A 16,407-nucleotide genomic window follows, 5' to 3' on the forward strand; every position below is an offset into this window, starting at 1 on the left:
GATTGGACAGGCTCACGTTGCCTCGCTGCAGTGGAAGGCAATGCTCGATGCGCGCGAATTGCTTGGGTGTGATCTCCATGTCGGGCAGTGTCCAGCATGATGCCCAGCGTTGCAATTAGTGTTAACAGCCCCTAGTGCGCAGACATTGCCCTGCGCAGATCGAGCCGGCTCGGTCCGGCTGCGCTCAACCGTGCCGGATCAGGTGGTCGAAGGCGCTCAGCGCTGCCGTCGCCCCCGCACCCGCCGCGATCACGATCTGCTTGTACGGCACGTTGGTGCAGTCACCGGCCGCGAACACCCCAGGCACATTGGTGTGGCCCTTGGCGTCGATCAGGACCTCGCCGAACTTGGACAGCTCCACCGTGCCTCGCAGGAACTCGGTGTTGGGCACCAGCCCGATCTGCACGAACACGCCTTCGAGCGGCACCAGGTGCTCCTCGCCCGTGGCGCGGTCCTTGTACTTCAGGCCGTTGACCTTGCCTTCGCTGCCCGTGATCTCGGTCGTCTGCGCATTCGTGTGGATGGTCACGTTCGGCAGGCTCTTGAGCTTGTTGACCAGCACCGCGTCGGCCTTGAGCGTGTCGGCGAACTCGATCAGCGTGACGTGGGCCACGATGCCCGCCAGGTCGATGGCGGCTTCCACGCCCGAGTTGCCGCCGCCGATCACGGCCGTGCGCTTGCCCTTGAACAGCGGGCCGTCACAGTGCGGGCAGTAGGCCACGCCCTTGTTCTTGTACTCGGCCTCGCCGGGCACGTTCACGTTGCGCCAGCGCGCGCCGGTCGACAGGATCACGGTCTTGGCCTTGAGCACGCCACCGTTTTCCATCTTCACCTGGATGAGGCCACCCGCCTGCTCGGCCGGGATGATCTCGGCGGCCTTTTGCAGGTTCATGATGTCGACGTCATACGCCTTGGCATGGGCTTCGAGCGCAGCGGCCAGCTTGGGGCCGTCGGTTTCCAGCACCGAGATGTAGTTCTCGATGGCCAGCGTGTCGTTGACCTGACCGCCGAAGCGCTCGGCCGCGATGCCGGTGCGGATGCCCTTGCGGGCGGCGTACACACCCGCTGCGGCGCCGGCCGGGCCACCGCCCACGATCAGCACGTCGTAAGGCGCCTTGGCGTTGACCTTGGCGGCCTCCTTGGCGGCGGAGTTGGTGTCCAGCTTGGCCACGATCTCGTCCACGCTCATCTTGCCCGAGGCGAACACCTGGCCGTTCAGGAAGACCATGGGCACGGCCATGATCTCTCGCTTTTCCACCTCTTCCTGGAAGGCACCACCTTCGATGACGGTGGTCCTGACCTTGGGGTTCAGGATGGCCATGAGCGACAGCGCCTGCACCACGTCCGGGCAGTTGTGGCAGCTCAGGGACATGTAGACCTCGAAGTTGAAGTCGCCGTCGAGCGCACGGATGTTGTCCAGCGTCTCGGCTTCTTCCTTCGGGGGGTGACCGCCCGTCCACAGCAGCGCCAGCACCAGCGAGGTGAACTCGTGGCCCAGCGGCAGGCCGGCAAAGCGCAGGCTGTTGGTGGCACCTGCACGCTGCAGCGTGAACGAAGGCTTGCGGGCGTCCTGCCCGTCGGTCTTGAGGGTGATCTTGTCGGCGCGCAGACCTTGGATCGTCTGCAGCAGCTCGAGCATCTCGCGCGAGTTCTCGGAGTCACTCAGGGATGCGACGATCTCAAAGGGTTGTTGCACGCGCTCGAGGTAGGCGGCGAGTTGGGCCTTGAGGGTGTCGTCCAGCATGTTGGGCATCCTTAAATTTCTGAGTTGCAAAGTGACTTCGGGAACCGGCCTCCTCCTGTTTAGCGAGATGAGAAGGCCAGGGTCATCCACCCACCCGCCTTGTGGGCGAGCAGGAGGCAAGTTTTCAACGATGTGGTGAGGTCAGGCCTCAACACAGGTCAAAGCGTGGTGAGATCGATCAGATCTTGCCGACCAGGTCCAGCGAAGGAGCCAGGGTCTTGGCGCCTTCCTTCCACTTGGCGGGGCAGACCTGGCCGGGGTTGGCGGCGGTGTACTGGGCGGCCTTGAGCTTGCGCAGGGTCTCCGACACGTCGCGGGCGATTTCGTTGGAGTGCACTTCGGCGGTCTTGATGACGCCATCGGGGTTGATCACGAAGGTGCCGCGCAGCGACAGGCCTTCTTCTTCGATGTGCACGCCGAAAGCGCGGGTCAGCTTGTGGGTGGGGTCACCAACCAGGGGGAACTGGGCCTTGCCGACGGCGGGCGAGGTTTCGTGCCACACCTTGTGCGAGAAGTGGGTGTCGGTGGTGACGATGTAGACCTCGGCGCCAGCCTTCTTGAACTCTTCGTAGCTGTTGGCAGCGTCTTCGATTTCGGTCGGGCAGTTGAAGGTGAAGGCAGCCGGCATGAAGATCAGCACGGACCACTTGCCCTTGAGGGACTCGTCGGAGACGGTGATGAACTCGCCCTTGCCGCCGCGGTTGACGAAGGCTTCGGTCTTGAAGGGCTGGACTTGGGTGTTGATCAGGCTCATGTTGGGTTCCTGGTAGGGGTTGGTTTGTTGGAAACACCGCCCCGCAAAGGGAGGTGTTTTCGAGGAAACAGGTTCAATCTTAGGCCAGGACGTTTCATCAAGCGAATTGATTGAACAAATGCGATTGATTGTCTCTGGCTATTGATTCATCGTCACCACACCAGGGGCCCAACTCCTTTCAAATCAACGTTTCACTGGTTTGCGAGCGCTCACTTCACATAGAAGCGCGTCGCGTTCACCGGCGTGTTGCTCATCCGATCGACCGCGAACGTGCCCACCGCAGGCGTGATGGCACGCCCCTTGGCGCCCACCGCAGCGCGCAGCGTCACCGAGTTCACGCCCGAAGGCACCCGGCAGTTGTACAAGCCCGTGCTGCCCACGCTGCATGCCACCGACGCCACCGTGGGTGCGAGCTTGACCCCGCCGCCGGTGTACGGGCTGCCGTTGGGCTGCAGCACCCAACCCGCCACCTGCACGCTGCCGTCGGCGCCCACCGCCACGGCCGAGGCACGGCCCAAGGCGGCCACCGTGCCCTTGGTCTGCAAAACCGTGTCCACGACGTTTTCACTGCTGGTGCCACATGGCGCCTTCTTGGCCGTGCAGCTCAGCTGGGGCGACGAGAACAGCGCCACCTTGGGCTGGATGTAGGACATGACCGTGCCGAACTGGCCCGACACCCCCTTGCCGTAGCTGTAAGGCAGCACCCCGGCAAACGAGGAGTTGGCCTTGTCGTGTGCAGCCCCGAGGTTGTGACCCAGCTCGTGTGCCAGGGTCAGGCTCTCGCAGTAGTAGCCGCCATGCTGGCCATCGTTGATCGACGAGAACATCAGCGAGGGGGCCTGCTGCCGGTAGGCCGTGATCCCGGCCGCGCGCGCCGCTGGCACGTAGGCCAGCCCGCAGGTGCCTGTCTTGGACGTCACGGCATTGAAGGGCGAAACGAAAACGGTCATCGCCGCACCACTGGCCAGCCGTTGGGCGGCCGTGCCCGCAAAGGCCCCTGTGTCGCGCCGCAACACGTCGAGCTGCACCTGCGGCGTCGCATCGGCGGCCTTGACCAGGCGCCAGCCCACGATGCGGAACTTCACGCCCGTGCCGCTGTTGACATAGGCCTGGTTGGCCACCTCGACCAGGTTGACCATGCGCGTGCGCGCCGCGCTTTCAGTCCCCCACAGCGTCACCAGGCTGGGGCTGTAGCTCATCAGGAGGTTGATCTGGGTGTCGACCGTGCCGGCCTTGAGCGGCACCGGCTGCGCAGGGGTCGACGTCGCCGCAGCGGTGGCCGTGGCCCCTGCCGTCACCGCCCCGGCCCCCGCCGAAACACTGCCCGCGGCCGCGACCGCCAGGTCCACCCCGCCTTCGCCGGCAGGGGCTTCGATGTGGTCGTCGCCCTTGGGGCCACTCAGCCCGGCTGCGCGCGGATCCAGGATCTCGGTGCGCCCCTGCCGCGTGACGACCTGGTATTCGCCTCGGGTGGTGTGGATGGTGGCGAACACCGCATCCGGGCCGACCGTCCACTGCGAAGACTGCCCGACGCCATCCATCCGGCTGATGGCACTGACCTGCTGGAGCCCATGTTCATCGATGCCCGAAGCCGTGATGACGACCACCTCGGTTTGCCCGCCAGGCAAAGGCATGGCCCACTCGCTGCCAACGGGCGCGTCCGCCAGCGCCGCCAGGTTGGGCGAGATGACCTGCACGCCGGGCTCCACCACGGCGCCCAGCACGAAAACCTGCGTCGAGACGGCGGCCACCGTGGCGGCAGGCGCCACCACCAGGGGCCCCGAGCCACGCTGGGCCACCGCGAACACCTGACCTCCCACGCGCACACCACCATGGAGCCCGCGTTGGGTCTGCCTGAGGTAGATCCGGTCGCCCACGGCATCGCCCAGTCGGGCGTGCCAGGACTTGAGGCCATCGCGACCCGTGACCACGGTTTCCAGCGTCAAGCGCTTGTGGCCGACCCGTGGCAGGTTCACCGCCCAACTCTCACCCACGCGGGCCTGCAGCAGGCGAGCCATGTCCAGCTGCATCGCTTGCTCGAGGCGAACTTCCTGCGCAGGCAAGACCACCTCGGCCATGGGTTTGGCAGGCGCCGCGGCGCAAGCCCCGGCGGCGATCAAGGCAGCAGACAACAGACACAGTTGGCGCACAGACATGGTGAAAAACTCCAGCGAACAGCCGACCCACCGTCAGGCCCAGGCTTGAGCGCCAGACTAGTTCGCCCGAGCGTGAAATGCGCGTGAACTCCTGCCGCAGCCCGCGCGCGCTGAAGGCCTGTCGCCACCTTGAATCGGCAAAAGCGGCAAAACCACTCGGCCGCCGCCTTCCGCTTTTCAGGGGCTTTGTCAGGCAATTTCCTACAGCACGCCCAGCGTGACACCGACGCTTCGCGCAGCCAGGCCCCTATCAAGAAAACTGGGGTGTCTTTGCACAATGACTCCATCGACAACGCCAAAGCGAACAACGCCAGGCAACGCAGCGAACAGGAGCCCACCATGAACGCCGACCAGATCCTTGCCGAAATCCGCGAAGTCAACCTGTCCTACCTGATGCTGGCCCAGAGCCTCATCCGCAGCGACCGCGAGCAAGCCCTCTTCCGCCTGGGCATCTCCGAAGAAGCCGCCGAACGCCTGGCCTCCCTGTCGCCCGCCCAAGTGCTCAAGATCGCCTCGGGCAACACCCTGCTGTGCCGCATGCGCATCGACGACGACCTGGTCTGGAGCCTGCTGACCAGCCACTCCAAGTCCAACAACGACTCCGTCACCCGCCTGCACGCTTCCATCCTGATGGCCGGCCGCCACCAGGAAGCCGCCTGATCAGCGCCCGACGCTGACAACGCAGACAACGCCCCCCTTCCAGACGCCCCCCAGGAGAGACACCATGCGCACCAAGAGCCTGTTGACCGAAGCCAAGCAGATCGACCGCGCCATCACGCTGATCCACCTGGGCGCCCGCCTGCAGGTGCTGGAGTCGGAAACCGACATGTCGTATGAGCGCCTGCTGCGCCTGTACAAAGAGGTCTCGGGCAAGTCGCCCTCGAAGGGCCAGCTGCCTTTCTCGACCGACTGGTTCATGACCTGGCAGCCCAACATCCACGCCAGCCTGTTCCTGAACATGCACGAGTACCTGAACAAGGCCTCGGAGATGGACGAGATCGACGTGGTCATCAAGGCCTATCAGCTCTACCTCGAACAAACCCAGTCACAGGGCCTGGAGCCGCTGTTGTCCGTGACCCGCGCCTGGCGCCTGGTCAAGTTCATCGACAACGGCATGCTGACCATGACCAAGTGCAACAAGTGCGGTGGCCACTTCGTCACCCACCCCCACGAGATCGCCCGTCACTTCACCTGCGGCCTGTGCAACCCCCCGGCACGCGCCGGCAAGGGCAAGGCCGCCGGCTCGCTTCAGCTGCACTGATTGGCACCGCGCCGCACCGCAACCACCGTTTTCATGCAGGTCTCCTCCTGGTAGCACCGTTGTCTCAGGTGCTTGCACGGGCCCTTCGCTTCGGCGTCGGGCCCGCTTTTTTGGCCGGGCGACGCTCAGCTCAAGAGGTGAACCCAGCGCCGGATGAGCTGGCGCCCCTCGTCAGCGACCTGGGTGAACTGCAGACCGAGGCGGAACAGATCGCCTGAGGCCACGTTGAAGATGACCCGCGCCTGCGCGGTGATGGCATGCAAGCGGGTGCGATCGGTCGGGTCGGGCACGGCCAGCGCCAGGGTGAGCACGGCGCCATCGGGGAAGCGCCGGTCCAGCAGCAAGCTGACGCCACTTTCGGAGACGTTGATCGTGCGCCCCTCGGTGAAGACCTCCGCAGAGATCAGCACCCGTGCTCGCCAGTGGGCGTTGACCCGGGTCGCGCCGCGTGCATCCACCGTGGGCCCTGCGGCACCACCCGACCTTGACATGTCTTGATCCGCCAAAACAACCTCGACTTCCGTGCGGCTGGAGGGTGACGTCCAACATGTCGCGGACCCAAGCTGTCACCACAAATGAAAACAATTATGGTTCAGCATGTGAAACCCCGGTGAAGCCTGGGCCCATGCACCGAGACCTCCGGGCGGAACAAATTCCGCCAAACCGGGGCCAGTGTTCTCCCGTGATCGGGACACCCCCAACTTGCGTGGGTTGACAAGTCCGCGTACAAATGCCGTGTGGCAGTTCACGAAGCGCCACGAGACCCCAAACACGGAGGCAACATGAGCCCGTCAACCCCCTCCATCTGGCAACGCAGCCGCCAAGCCACCTCGGTGGCGTGTGGCATCGCCGGCATCGCTGGCCTGGCGCTGATGGCCCAGGGACACAACCTGCACGGCGTGCTGGCCTTGGTTGCCTGCACGGTGCTGTTGCGCAGCAGCGTGCTGAGCCACCGCGCCCGCCGCCGCGCGGCCGTGGCCAACCTGCGCCGCGCCTACCACGGCGCGGGCCGCTGAGTTCTCAAGTCCTGCTCTGGCGCTCAGCCGGCAGGACCACCCACCCAGCGCCGGTCACCGGCCGGGTGGGGCCCCAACCCCTCGTACCACGAACCGGCCTGGAGCCCGGGCCCGTCGGTGCGCAGCGGGTCAAACCTGGGTGACCATCCCGGTCATTTTCACCACCTCGAGGTCCCGGCCCTTGACCGACGCCAGTTCTGTGCGCAGGCGGTCGTTGTCCCAGCGGCTGTCCGGGGCACCGCTCATGAACCAGTCCGAGCCGTTGTCGGCCAGGAACATGCCGTAGGTCTTGAGCGCCGTCAGGATGGCCTTGGCTTCGTTGCTGAAGGTCGAGGGGATCACGAAGTCGGCCTTCAGGCGCACCCGCATGCCCATGGGCGGCAGGTTGGCATCGGTGTTGGACGACGCGTAGTGCGTGGCTGGTGGCACGAAAGCCCGGCGCGTGCGCGCGGCCGTGAAACGCAGGGCGTGGCGGATGCCACCCGCACCCTTTGAAGCCTCGTCGTAACGCACCAGCCCCGGGAAGATCGGCAGGCCGGCGGCGTCGGCGCTGGTCCAGCCTGTTTGCGCCGTGGGCCGCACGTTGTTGCTGTTGAGGTGGAAGATGGCGCCGGCGTCGGCCACCCACCGGTTGCTTTGCGGAAAAGCCCGGCCGATTTCATACAGCCGGTTGTTGTCCTTGTCGATGACCAGCACGTGGCGGTCGCCATCGGTGTTGGGCGCGCCTTCGATGGGCGCGTTCAGCGGCATGGGGAAGGGCCCTGCATCGCTTTCATCCCCGTAGGCATCGGGGTTGTACTCGATCGTCACCTTGGCTTGCGTGCCGCTGACCACCATGTACGGGATGCCGATGGGAGCGCCGTCCCAGGTGCCCGAGCCGAAGTCGCGATACAGGCCTTTGTCGGCACCGATGCTGTTGATCAGGTTGGTGGAGTTGGGGTCGACCGGGGCGCCGCTGATGTCGGTGTTCCAGGGGTTGTCCGCCGGGAACGGGATGGCCCCGTTGAGCGATGCGCCCACGCCCAGGCTGGCGGCGGCCAGGTTGCCGTAAGCCACGCCCACCGGCGTCGTGGTCGGCGTGGTCGGCGAGGTGGGGGTGCTGCTGCCACCTCGGCCCTTGAGCCGGTCAGGGTCTTCGGCAGCCGTGTCGGTGCCAGAGGGCGAACTGCCGCCCCCGCCGCCACAGGCGGTCAACAGCATCACGGGAACGGCCCCGATGGCCCAGCGGCGTTGGCGTTGCATGGTTGTCTCCGGTTTTCGGGGCACCGCTCGCGTTGTCGTTCAACGCATCACATCCAGACGGCACCCGGGCGGATTGTGCCGCCTCCTGTCAGCGCCTGACACAAGCCGGCAGCAGCCTGAGACGTCCGTTACCTCATGACACGCGCACCACCACCCGGCCCCGCACCTGCCCGTCCAGCAATTGCTGCGCTGCGGCAATGGCTTCGGCCAGGGTGATCTCGCGGGTGATCAAGCCCAACTTGGCCAGGTCGAGGTCGGTGGCCAGGCGGCGCCAAGCCTCCAGGCGGTCGGCCTTCGGGCGCATGACGCTGTCGATGCCGGCCAGCGTCACCCCGCGCAGGATGAAAGGCGCCACCGAGGCCGGGAAGTCCATCCCACCGGCCAGGCCGCAGGCGGTGACCACGCCGCCGTACTTCGTTTGCGCGCAGACGTTGGCCAGGGTGTGGCTGCCCACGGTGTCGACGGCGCCGGCCCAGCGCTCCTTGGCCAGCGGCTTGCCGGGCTGGTTGAATTCGCTGCGCTCGAGCACGGTGGCCGCGCCCAGCGACTTCAGGTAGTCGGCTTCGGCCGCGCGACCTGTGACAGCGGCCACGGTGTAGCCCAACTTGGCCAGCAGGGCCACGGCCACGCTGCCCACGCCACCGGCCGCGCCGGTGACAACGATCTCGCCGTGTTCGGGCTTGACGCCATGGCGTTCCAGCGCCAGCACGCACAGCATGGCGGTGTAGCCCGCCGTGCCGATGGCCATGGCCTGCTCGGGGGTGAAGGCCGCTGGCAGCGGCACCAGCCAGTCGCCGTTCAAACGAGCTCTTTCAGCCAGACCGCCCCAGTGGGTTTCGCCCACGCCCCAGCCGTTGAGCACGACCCGGTCACCGGGCTGCCAGTCGGGGTGGCTGCTCGACTCCACCGTGCCGGCCAGGTCGATGCCCGGCACCATCGGGAACTTGCGCACCACGGGCGACTTGCCGGTGATGGCCAGGCCGTCCTTGTAGTTCAGCGTGGAAGCGGCCACCTTCACGGTGACGTTGGCCTCGGGCCCAGCGGGCAATTGGGCGTCGTCGACGTCTTTGAGCGCGGCGCGATAGCCTTGCTCGTCCTTCTCGATGAGGATGGCCTTGAACACGTTGTGGGTCTCCTGTTGATGGCCTGACGGCGGCCGATGGCGAGCATAGCGCCGAGTGCCCGCCAGGCGCCGGGGCCGCACCGTGCAGGCGCGTCACCGCATGGGTGCGGCAGCCTCATTGTTTCGATCAGAACGAAACTTCACACCAAAGAATCTGATTTTCCCGAATGCTCGCTCTGCGTAGAGTCAACCCGTCATCGTTCTGACAGGAGATTTTCGATGCGCAGCTACCCCCGCAACAGCCCCCATGCCGCCGCCCGCGTGGTGGCCCTCACCGTGCTGGCCGACGGCCACCTCGGTCACCAGGAGATCGACGCGCTGCAGCGCATCGACGTGGCAGGGCGGCTCGACCTCTCTCAGGCCGACTTCATGGGCGTGCTGCAGGCCGTCTGCGACGACCTGATGGCCTCGTCGCACCAGCACTGGTCCGGCATCCAGCACCTGCCGCGCACCGAACTCAAGCAGATGCTCGACGAGATCGACGACGTGGGCCTGCGCCTGATCGTCATGGAGATCTGCGCGGCGCTGTGCGAGTGCGACCAGAACCTCGCCGATGCCGAGTACGAGATGCTGTGCACCCAGGCCGACCACTGGGACCTGCCTTTGCCGGTGCTGCGAACCACGTCCATGCACCTGATGCGCTCTGTGGACGCCGGGGCGGTGGCCTGAGCACACGCCAGCCGGCATGACGCCGGTTCACCGGGCACCGAGGAGACAAGCCCGCGCCTGCGGGTTAGAGTTGTCGATCGCACCTGGCAGCCACAAGCCAGGGCCCGCCAACCACCGCAGGAGCCCCCATGGACGCCCGACTGGACCGACGCCGCTTTCACCAACACACCCTCGCGGCCAGCTTCGCGTGGCTGGTCAGCGGCGCGCTGCAACAAGCGCACGCCCTCAGCCTGGCCAGCTTGAGCGAGCAGGAGGTGGGCAAGGGCCTCAAGGCCGCGCTGGAGCAAGGCGCCAAGGCGGCCGTGAGCCTGTTGGGCCAGCCCGGCGGCTTCCTGGACAACCCGAAGGTGCGCATCCCGCTGCCCGACTACCTCGAAAAAGCCGCCGACGTCTTGAAGATGACCGGCCAGGGCAAGCGGGTGGATGAACTCGTCACCGGCATGAACCGCGCGGCCGAAGCCGCTGTGCCCATGGGCCGAGACCTGTTGGTCAAAGCCGTGCAGAACATGTCGGTGCAGGACGCCAAGCAGATCCTCTCGGGCGGCGACAACGCCGTGACCCAGTTCTTTGCCGACAAGACCCGCGAGCCGCTGGGCGCCTCCTTCCTGCCCGTGGTGGAGAAAGCCGTCAGCCAGGTCAAGCTGGCCAAGGCCTACAACCGCGTGGCCTCGCAGGCCTCGGGCTTCGGCCTGGTCAAGAAGGAAGACGCCAGCGTCGAGCAGTACGTGACCGGCAAGACGCTGGACGGGCTCTACACCATCATCGGAGAAGAAGAGCGCAAGATCCGCCAGGACCCGGTGGGCGCGGGCAGCAAGCTCATCGAGAAGGTGTTCGGCGCGGTGAAGTGAGGCTGCGGCCCCGACGAGGCCCAAGTCGCCCCCCGTCAGCCCTGCCACTTTGCCCGCTCACCAGGTCACCAGGTCACCAAGCCTGTCGCACGCGCTGGTTGAAGGGGTGGGCGTCGAGCCAGCGCACCATGGCGATCAGCCCGATGACCGAAACCACCGCCCCCGACGCGAAGGCGCTGGCGTAGCCAAGGTGGTCGCCCACCACGCCCCCTGCGATGCCGCCGACGGTGGCCAGCGACACGCCCACGCTGCCCATCAAGGTGTAGTCGGTGCCAGGATGAGCCGGGTCGGCCGAATCCATCATCAGCGAGTACAGGGCCACGGTGGCCATGGTGCCGATGACGCCCTCGGCGACGGTGGCCAGCCACAGCAGCGGCACACCCCCCAGGCCCATGGCTGCGGCCACGTACAGGCCGTAGACCGCCGCTTGCATGAAGCCGCAACCCAGCAAGGCGGCGCGGCGCCCCACCCTGAGCATCAACCAGCCGCCGATCGCGGCGCCCAGCAGGCTGGTGCCCGAACCCACCGCGCCCTTGAGCACGGCCAGGTCGGCCTTGCTCAGGCCCTGGTCGAGCAGGAAGGGCGTGATCAGGCCGGCGGCCATCTGGTCGCCAAAGCGGAAGCAGAAGATCAGGCCGGCGAGCGCCAGCACGCCCGGGCGCATCGCGCGGTGCCACCACAGCAGGGCGAGGTGGCGGCCCGCAGGACGGTCAGCAGGATGGCCAGCGGGGCGGTCGGCGACGAGGTCGTCATCGATGCCGTGAGAAGAGGTGGCAGGCGGCGTGGCCCCCAGCAGGACAGCCCACGGGGCATCGCCTCGCTGGCCGTGGTGCATCGACGAAGCCGATGGCGTTGAGGTCGCTTGCGAGCCTTCAAGTGCCCCGACCGGGTCGGCATCGGGCACGTGAGGCGGCGGCTCCTGCATGCGCCACACCGGCAGCGTCAGCAAGGCCAGCATCAGCGCCATGCCGAAGAAGGCGACCTGCCAGTTGGTGTGCGCGAACACCCACAGCAGCACACCGCCGCCCAGGATCATGCCGAAGCGGTAGGCCCCCACCTGGATGCCATTGGCCAGCCCGCGTTGCTGGGCGTTGAGCAGGCGCACGGCCAGGCCGTCGGTGGCCACGTCCTGGGTGGCGGCCATCAGGTTGAAGACGAAGACCGCCACGAACAGGGCGATGCTGCCCTCGGTGAAGCCAAGCAAGGCCATGGCCACGGCGAGGGCGCACGAGGCCAGTTGCATCGACAGCAGCCAGCTGCGCCGCGAGCCGTGGTGGTCCACGATGGGCGCCCACAGCATCTTGAGCACCCAGGGTGCGGCAAGGAATTGCAGGAAGCCCAGGGCGGTGAGCGACCAGCCCGCCTCGCGCATCAGCACTGGCAGGGCCAGCGTGAAAAAGCCAAAGGGCAGGCCCTGCGCCGTGTACAGGGCGGCGAGCAGGGGCAGGTGGGGGGTGCGCAGCGGGTGGGTCACGCGCGGATGCTATCGCGCCGCGACGCCGTCGGCTTCAATCGCGGGGGCGATCGGCGTCGGGCAGGGGGTAGGGGTCGGCTTCGTAGCGCGGCCCCTTCATCAGCAGGACGATGGCGCAGCCAATGGCGAGCGTGAGCACCAGGGTCCAGTGAAGGACGATGACGCCCACCAGGATGAACTCGGTTCGCAGCGAAGAGGGGTCGTGCGGGAGGTCGGGTGAGCCGGCACTCGCCCACCACGACGCGGCGAGCCACAGCGCAGGCAAGGCCGTGCCCCAGGCCAGGATGGCCGGCAGGCGGCGCCAGATCTGCCACTCCAGGCCCGGCGCAGACCGGATGGAGCCTGGGTCCTTCTTGAGCCAGTTCATCACCTGACTTTACGCCGCGGGTGAACTCGCGCGCGCGAGCGGGTGCTCGTCAAACCTGGTTCGACGCGGTTGGCGAAGGGGGAAATCGGCCTTCGTTGATCTGGATCTTGCGGTGCGCGGCCTCGACCACGTCGACGCCCAGCTGGTTGCCCAGCTGCACCAGGTAAAGCAGCACGTCGGCCATCTCGAGCGCGACGGCGTCCTTGGTGTCCCCCGGCAGCTCGCGGCTTTGCTGCTCGGTCAGCCACTGGAAAGGCTCGAGCAACTCGCCGGCCTCGACCACGAGGGCCGACGCCAGGTTCTTGGGCGAATGAAAACGCCCCCAGTCTCGCGCGTCGGCGAAAGCCTGGAGGCGTTGGGCGAGGTGCGCCAGCGAGTCATCGGCCATGCGCATCTCCTTGGGTGGTTGAGGTCAGTACAGCTGCAGGCTCACCCAGTATGCAACGGCGGCCACGAACGCCGAGGCCGGGATGGTCAGGATCCAGGCCCAGACGATGTTGCCAGCCACGCCCCAGCGCACGGCCGAGGCGCGCTGCACCGAGCCCACGCCGACGATGGCGCCGGTGATGGTGTGGGTGGTGGAGACGGGCACACCCAGGCCGGTGGCGATGAACAGCGTCAGCGCGCCCCCGGTTTCGGCGCAGAAGCCGCCCACGGGCTTGAGCTTGGTGATCTTCTGGCCCATGGTGCGCACGATGCGCCAGCCGCCGAACATGGTGCCCAGGCCGATGGCGGCGTAACAAGCCACGATGGTCCAGGTGGGCGGGGCCTTGTCGCCCGCAGCCGCATAGCCGGTGGAGATCAGCAGCATCCAGATGATGCCGATGGTCTTTTGCGCGTCGTTGCCGCCGTGGCCCAGGCTGTAGGCGCCGGCCGAGACCAGCTGCAGCCGGCGGAACCAGCGGTCCACCTTGGAGGGCGGTGTGCGGCGGCAGATCCAGGCCACCAGCACCATCATCAGCGAGCCGAGCGTGAAGCCCAGCAGCGGCGAGACAAAGATGAAGGTGACGGTGCGGATGATGCCCGTGGCGATCAGGGCACTGGCCCCTGCTTTGGCGATGACCGCACCGACGATGCCGCCGATCAGGGCGTGCGAAGAGCTGCTGGGGATGCCGTAGTACCAGGTGATCACGTTCCAGGTGATGGCCCCGGTCAGCGCCCCGAACACCACGTGGGTGTCGATGACCCCCGCGTCGGCGATGCCCTTGCCCACCGTCGCCGCCACGCTGAGGTGGAAGACGAAGATGGCCACGAAGTTGAAGAAGGCCGCGAAGAGCACCGCCTGGCTGGGGCGAAGCACGCCGGTCGAGACGACGGTGGCGATGGAGTTGGCCGCGTCGTGAAAGCCGTTCATGAAGTCGAACAGCAGGGCCAGCACCACCAGCGCCATCACGACCCAAAGGGCCGTTTGCATGGGTTCCATGTCTTGGCTCCGGGGCGGGTCAGGAGTTCTCGAGGATCACGCCCTCGATGAGCTTGGCCACGTCTTCGCACTTGTCGGTGACGGTTTCCAGCAGCTCGTAGATGGCCTTGAGCTTGATGACCTCGCGCACATCGGGCTCTTCGCGGAAGAGCTTGCTCATGGCGGCGCGCATGACGCGGTCGGCATCGCTTTCGAGCTGGTCGATTTCTTCGCAGGTCTTGAGCGCGGCCTGGGCGGTCTTGGCGTCGCCGATGTCGTGCAGCAGGGCGACGGCGTCCTTGACTCGCTCGGCGCTCTTGACGCACAGGTCGGTCAGGCGCTCGATCTCGTCGGTCATGCGACGCACGTCGTACAGGGCCATGGTCTCGGCGGCGTCCTGCATCAGGTCGGCCACATCGTCCATCGTGTTGATCAGCGAGAAGATCTGCTCGCGGTCGATCGGGGTGATGAAGGTGGTGTGCAGCAGGCGGTTGACTTCGCGGTTGATGGTGTCGGCTGCGGCCTCGGCGGCGTCCACGTCGCGGTTGTACTTCTCGCGCAGGGCCGGGTCGTTGTAGTTGCGAACCAGCTGGGCGAAGGCGTGGGCGGCCGTCACGATGTGGTTGGCGTGCTGGTTGAACAGCTCAAAAAAATTGCCCTCACGGGGCAGCAGCTTTCCAAAGATCATGGCGAGGGTCTCTCTCTCCGGGCGCGGGGGTGACGCGCCACAGGGCGTGGCTGACTTTTCATGACACCCGCATGGCATCACGAATGGTCCAAACGGCCTATTTTACCGGAGGGGGATCGTTGGGCGCCAGCGCGCCGCCGAGAGGGGCCGGGCCTGGGGCCGCTTTTTCCATGCGGATCACGCCAAAAGGACAGACCCGTGCACAGCGCGCGCAACCGGTGCAGCCGGAGACGTCGTGCAACTCGGCCCGCTTCGGCCCCCAGCCCCTGGGGCCAGTGGCCTGCAGCCAGATCACCTGGGGCGGGCAGGCCGCCACGCACCGGCCGCAACCGGTGCAGCGCGGCGCGTCGATGCGGGGCAGGGCAACAGCGGGCATGGCTCGCAGCTTAAGGCGAGCTGCCGCGCCGTGCACTCACATTCAGCCGCGGGTGCGGGCCGCCTCGCGCCGACGCCACGCCACGCCGCCGAGCCAGGTCAGGCCGCCCAGGGCCGCTGCCACCGCAGAGGGCTCGGGCACGGTGGTGATGGCGAAGTTGACCTTGCCACCCGCTTCGGCCAGACCACGCAGCACTTGCGCGTCCCCGGAGAACGACATGGCACCGGTGCTGGTCGGCCTGAACGAGCCCTTGACACAGGGCCCCAGACCGCCCCGGGCATCCTGCGGGCAATAGCTCATGGCGATGGCGCTGTAGCTCATGGAGCCGGTGACGATGACGCTTTCATCGGTGCCCGACGTGGACAGGCTGAGCACGTGGGCGTCGGAGAAGGTCATCTCGAAAAAGTCGCTGGAGATGCGTTCACCGACGCGGCGCACGGCCAGCTCCACCGGATCGAAATTGGTGTCGTTGACCAGGCCGAGGAACAAGGGCACGAAGGCGCTGTCGAGCTGCTGCGTCCAGGTGAAGGGCGCGAGCAGCACCCCGTCCTTGCCCAGGTTGGTGGCGCCCCAGGACCAGGACAGGAGCTCGATTTCCTTGGCGTGATCCTTGTCGGTGCTCTCGCCGGGCGCGCCGGGCACTTTCAGGTAGGTGTCGAGCGCGGCCGATGCTGGCAGCGACAAGGGGGCGATCAGGGCCAGCGCGGCCAGGCGGGTGAACAGTCGGGGGGTGAACAGCTTGGACATGGGGACTCCCTCGTCAGGTGGTGGCAACAAGGCCTCCGAGCGATGACGAGCGGACTGCGAAGGCCACCCACGAGCCTGCTTGCCCGGCGTGCGGCCGGCAAGCCCTCCCCCCTAACTTGTCAACGGCGCCAGCCTGGCAACGGCGCCGGACAGGCGTGACCCAGACCGGCTCAGGCCTTCTTGATGAACTCGGACTTGAGCTGCATCGGCCCGAAGCCTTCGACCTTGCAGTCGATGTCGTGGTCGCCTTCGATCAGGCGGATGTTCTTGACCTTGGTGCCCACCTTGATGACCGAGGAGGATCCCTTGATCTTCAGGTCCTTGACCAGGGTGACGGTGTCGCCATCCTGCAGCACGTTGCCGTGGGCGTCTTTCCAGACCTTGGCGGCAGGCTCGGCCTCGGTGGCAGCGCTGGCGCTCCATTCATGGCCGCATTCAGGGCAGACGAGGTTGGCGCCGTCTTCGTAGGTGTAGGCCGAGGCGCATTGGGGGCAAGGGGGCAGGGTGCTCATTCGGCAATGGTACGCCCGAGCCTTTGCC

Annotated in this window: 19 protein-coding genes; 5 read left to right on the top strand and 14 right to left on the bottom strand. The window is 66.8% G+C overall.

Annotated features, from left to right (window positions below):
- Positions 1-184: 184 nt before the first annotated feature.
- The 3 genes from ahpF to ABG80_RS05910 form a co-directional block, all read right to left on the bottom strand.
- Entirely contained in the window at positions 185-1,744 is a 1,560-nt protein-coding gene (ahpF, locus tag ABG80_RS05900) for an alkyl hydroperoxide reductase subunit F (RefSeq protein ID WP_058086909.1), read from the bottom strand.
- 178 nt (positions 1,745-1,922) lie between these two features.
- A complete protein-coding gene (gene ahpC, locus ABG80_RS05905; RefSeq protein WP_058086830.1) occupies positions 1,923-2,498 on the bottom strand; it encodes an alkyl hydroperoxide reductase subunit C in 576 nt (191 codons plus the stop codon).
- A 209-nt stretch (positions 2,499-2,707) separates the two neighbouring features.
- Entirely contained in the window at positions 2,708-4,654 is a 1,947-nt protein-coding gene (locus ABG80_RS05910; protein WP_058086831.1) for a reprolysin-like metallopeptidase, read from the bottom strand.
- 339 nt (positions 4,655-4,993) lie between these two features.
- On the opposite strand from ABG80_RS05910, the gene flhD reads away from it, so the two are divergent.
- Both flhD and flhC read left to right on the top strand, forming a co-directional pair.
- Positions 4,994-5,314 (top strand): flagellar transcriptional regulator FlhD, encoded by a 321-nt coding sequence (gene flhD / locus ABG80_RS05915; RefSeq protein WP_058086910.1) that lies wholly within the window; start codon positions 4,994-4,996, stop codon positions 5,312-5,314.
- Between the two features lie 64 nt (positions 5,315-5,378).
- Positions 5,379-5,915: a flagellar transcriptional regulator FlhC gene (gene flhC / locus ABG80_RS05920; protein WP_058086832.1), complete on the top strand. Its 537-nt coding sequence runs from the start codon at positions 5,379-5,381 to the stop codon at positions 5,913-5,915.
- A 125-nt stretch (positions 5,916-6,040) separates the two neighbouring features.
- On the opposite strand, the gene ABG80_RS05925 is transcribed toward flhC, so the two are convergent.
- Positions 6,041-6,406 (bottom strand): PilZ domain-containing protein, encoded by a 366-nt coding sequence (locus tag ABG80_RS05925; RefSeq protein WP_058086833.1) that lies wholly within the window; start codon positions 6,404-6,406, stop codon positions 6,041-6,043.
- A 291-nt stretch (positions 6,407-6,697) separates the two neighbouring features.
- Between ABG80_RS05925 and ABG80_RS05930 the strand changes: the two genes are divergently transcribed.
- Positions 6,698-6,931 (top strand): hypothetical protein, encoded by a 234-nt coding sequence (locus ABG80_RS05930; protein WP_058086834.1) that lies wholly within the window; start codon positions 6,698-6,700, stop codon positions 6,929-6,931.
- 129 nt (positions 6,932-7,060) lie between these two features.
- On the opposite strand, the gene ABG80_RS23385 is transcribed toward ABG80_RS05930, so the two are convergent.
- Positions 7,061-8,173, bottom strand: coding sequence for a hypothetical protein (locus ABG80_RS23385; RefSeq protein WP_058086835.1), 1,113 nt, complete (start codon positions 8,171-8,173; stop codon positions 7,061-7,063).
- Positions 8,174-8,306: 133 nt separating this feature from the next.
- A complete protein-coding gene (acuI, locus tag ABG80_RS05940) occupies positions 8,307-9,296 on the bottom strand; it encodes an acrylyl-CoA reductase (NADPH) (protein ID WP_058086836.1) in 990 nt (329 codons plus the stop codon).
- Positions 9,297-9,515: 219 nt separating this feature from the next.
- On the opposite strand from acuI, the gene ABG80_RS05945 reads away from it, so the two are divergent.
- Together ABG80_RS05945 and ABG80_RS05950 are read left to right on the top strand one after the other, a co-directional pair.
- Positions 9,516-9,965, top strand: coding sequence for a hypothetical protein (locus ABG80_RS05945; RefSeq protein ID WP_058086837.1), 450 nt, complete (start codon positions 9,516-9,518; stop codon positions 9,963-9,965).
- A 140-nt stretch (positions 9,966-10,105) separates the two neighbouring features.
- Positions 10,106-10,813 (top strand): DUF4197 domain-containing protein, encoded by a 708-nt coding sequence (locus tag ABG80_RS05950; RefSeq protein WP_058086911.1) that lies wholly within the window; start codon positions 10,106-10,108, stop codon positions 10,811-10,813.
- Between the two features lie 73 nt (positions 10,814-10,886).
- Here ABG80_RS05950 and ABG80_RS05955 read toward each other — a convergent pair whose 3' ends face one another.
- The 8 genes from ABG80_RS05955 to ABG80_RS05985 form a co-directional block, all read right to left on the bottom strand.
- The gene (locus ABG80_RS05955; RefSeq protein WP_058086838.1) at positions 10,887-12,287 is read right to left on the bottom strand and encodes an MFS transporter; all 1,401 of its coding nucleotides are present in this window, start codon (positions 12,285-12,287) and stop codon (positions 10,887-10,889) included.
- A 34-nt stretch (positions 12,288-12,321) separates the two neighbouring features.
- Entirely contained in the window at positions 12,322-12,654 is a 333-nt protein-coding gene (locus tag ABG80_RS05960; protein ID WP_058086839.1) for a hypothetical protein, read from the bottom strand.
- Positions 12,655-12,703: 49 nt separating this feature from the next.
- Positions 12,704-13,042 carry a nucleotide pyrophosphohydrolase gene (locus ABG80_RS05965; protein ID WP_058086912.1) on the bottom strand — a complete coding sequence of 113 codons (339 nt, stop codon included), beginning with the start codon at positions 13,040-13,042 and terminating at the stop codon, positions 12,704-12,706.
- 24 nt (positions 13,043-13,066) lie between these two features.
- Complete coding sequence (locus ABG80_RS05970) at positions 13,067-14,077, bottom strand: inorganic phosphate transporter (RefSeq protein ID WP_058086840.1); 1,011 nt, start codon at positions 14,075-14,077, stop codon at positions 13,067-13,069.
- Positions 14,078-14,096: 19 nt separating this feature from the next.
- On the bottom strand, positions 14,097-14,744 hold the full coding sequence (locus ABG80_RS05975; RefSeq protein WP_058086841.1) for a DUF47 domain-containing protein: 648 nt from the start codon (positions 14,742-14,744) through the stop codon (positions 14,097-14,099).
- A gap of 97 nt (positions 14,745-14,841) precedes the next feature.
- Positions 14,842-15,120 carry an ATP-binding protein gene (locus ABG80_RS21270; RefSeq protein WP_083505859.1) on the bottom strand — a complete coding sequence of 93 codons (279 nt, stop codon included), beginning with the start codon at positions 15,118-15,120 and terminating at the stop codon, positions 14,842-14,844.
- A gap of 42 nt (positions 15,121-15,162) precedes the next feature.
- On the bottom strand, positions 15,163-15,867 hold the full coding sequence (locus tag ABG80_RS05980) for an Hcp family type VI secretion system effector (RefSeq protein ID WP_058086842.1): 705 nt from the start codon (positions 15,865-15,867) through the stop codon (positions 15,163-15,165).
- A gap of 170 nt (positions 15,868-16,037) precedes the next feature.
- Positions 16,038-16,379, bottom strand: coding sequence for a zinc ribbon domain-containing protein YjdM (locus ABG80_RS05985; RefSeq protein WP_058086843.1), 342 nt, complete (start codon positions 16,377-16,379; stop codon positions 16,038-16,040).
- Between the last annotated feature and the right edge of the window lie 28 nt (positions 16,380-16,407).

Origin of the sequence: Aquabacterium parvum (assembly GCF_001447195.1) — a bacterium.
Classification (GTDB): Bacteria; Pseudomonadota; Gammaproteobacteria; order Burkholderiales; family Burkholderiaceae_C; genus Aquabacterium; species Aquabacterium parvum.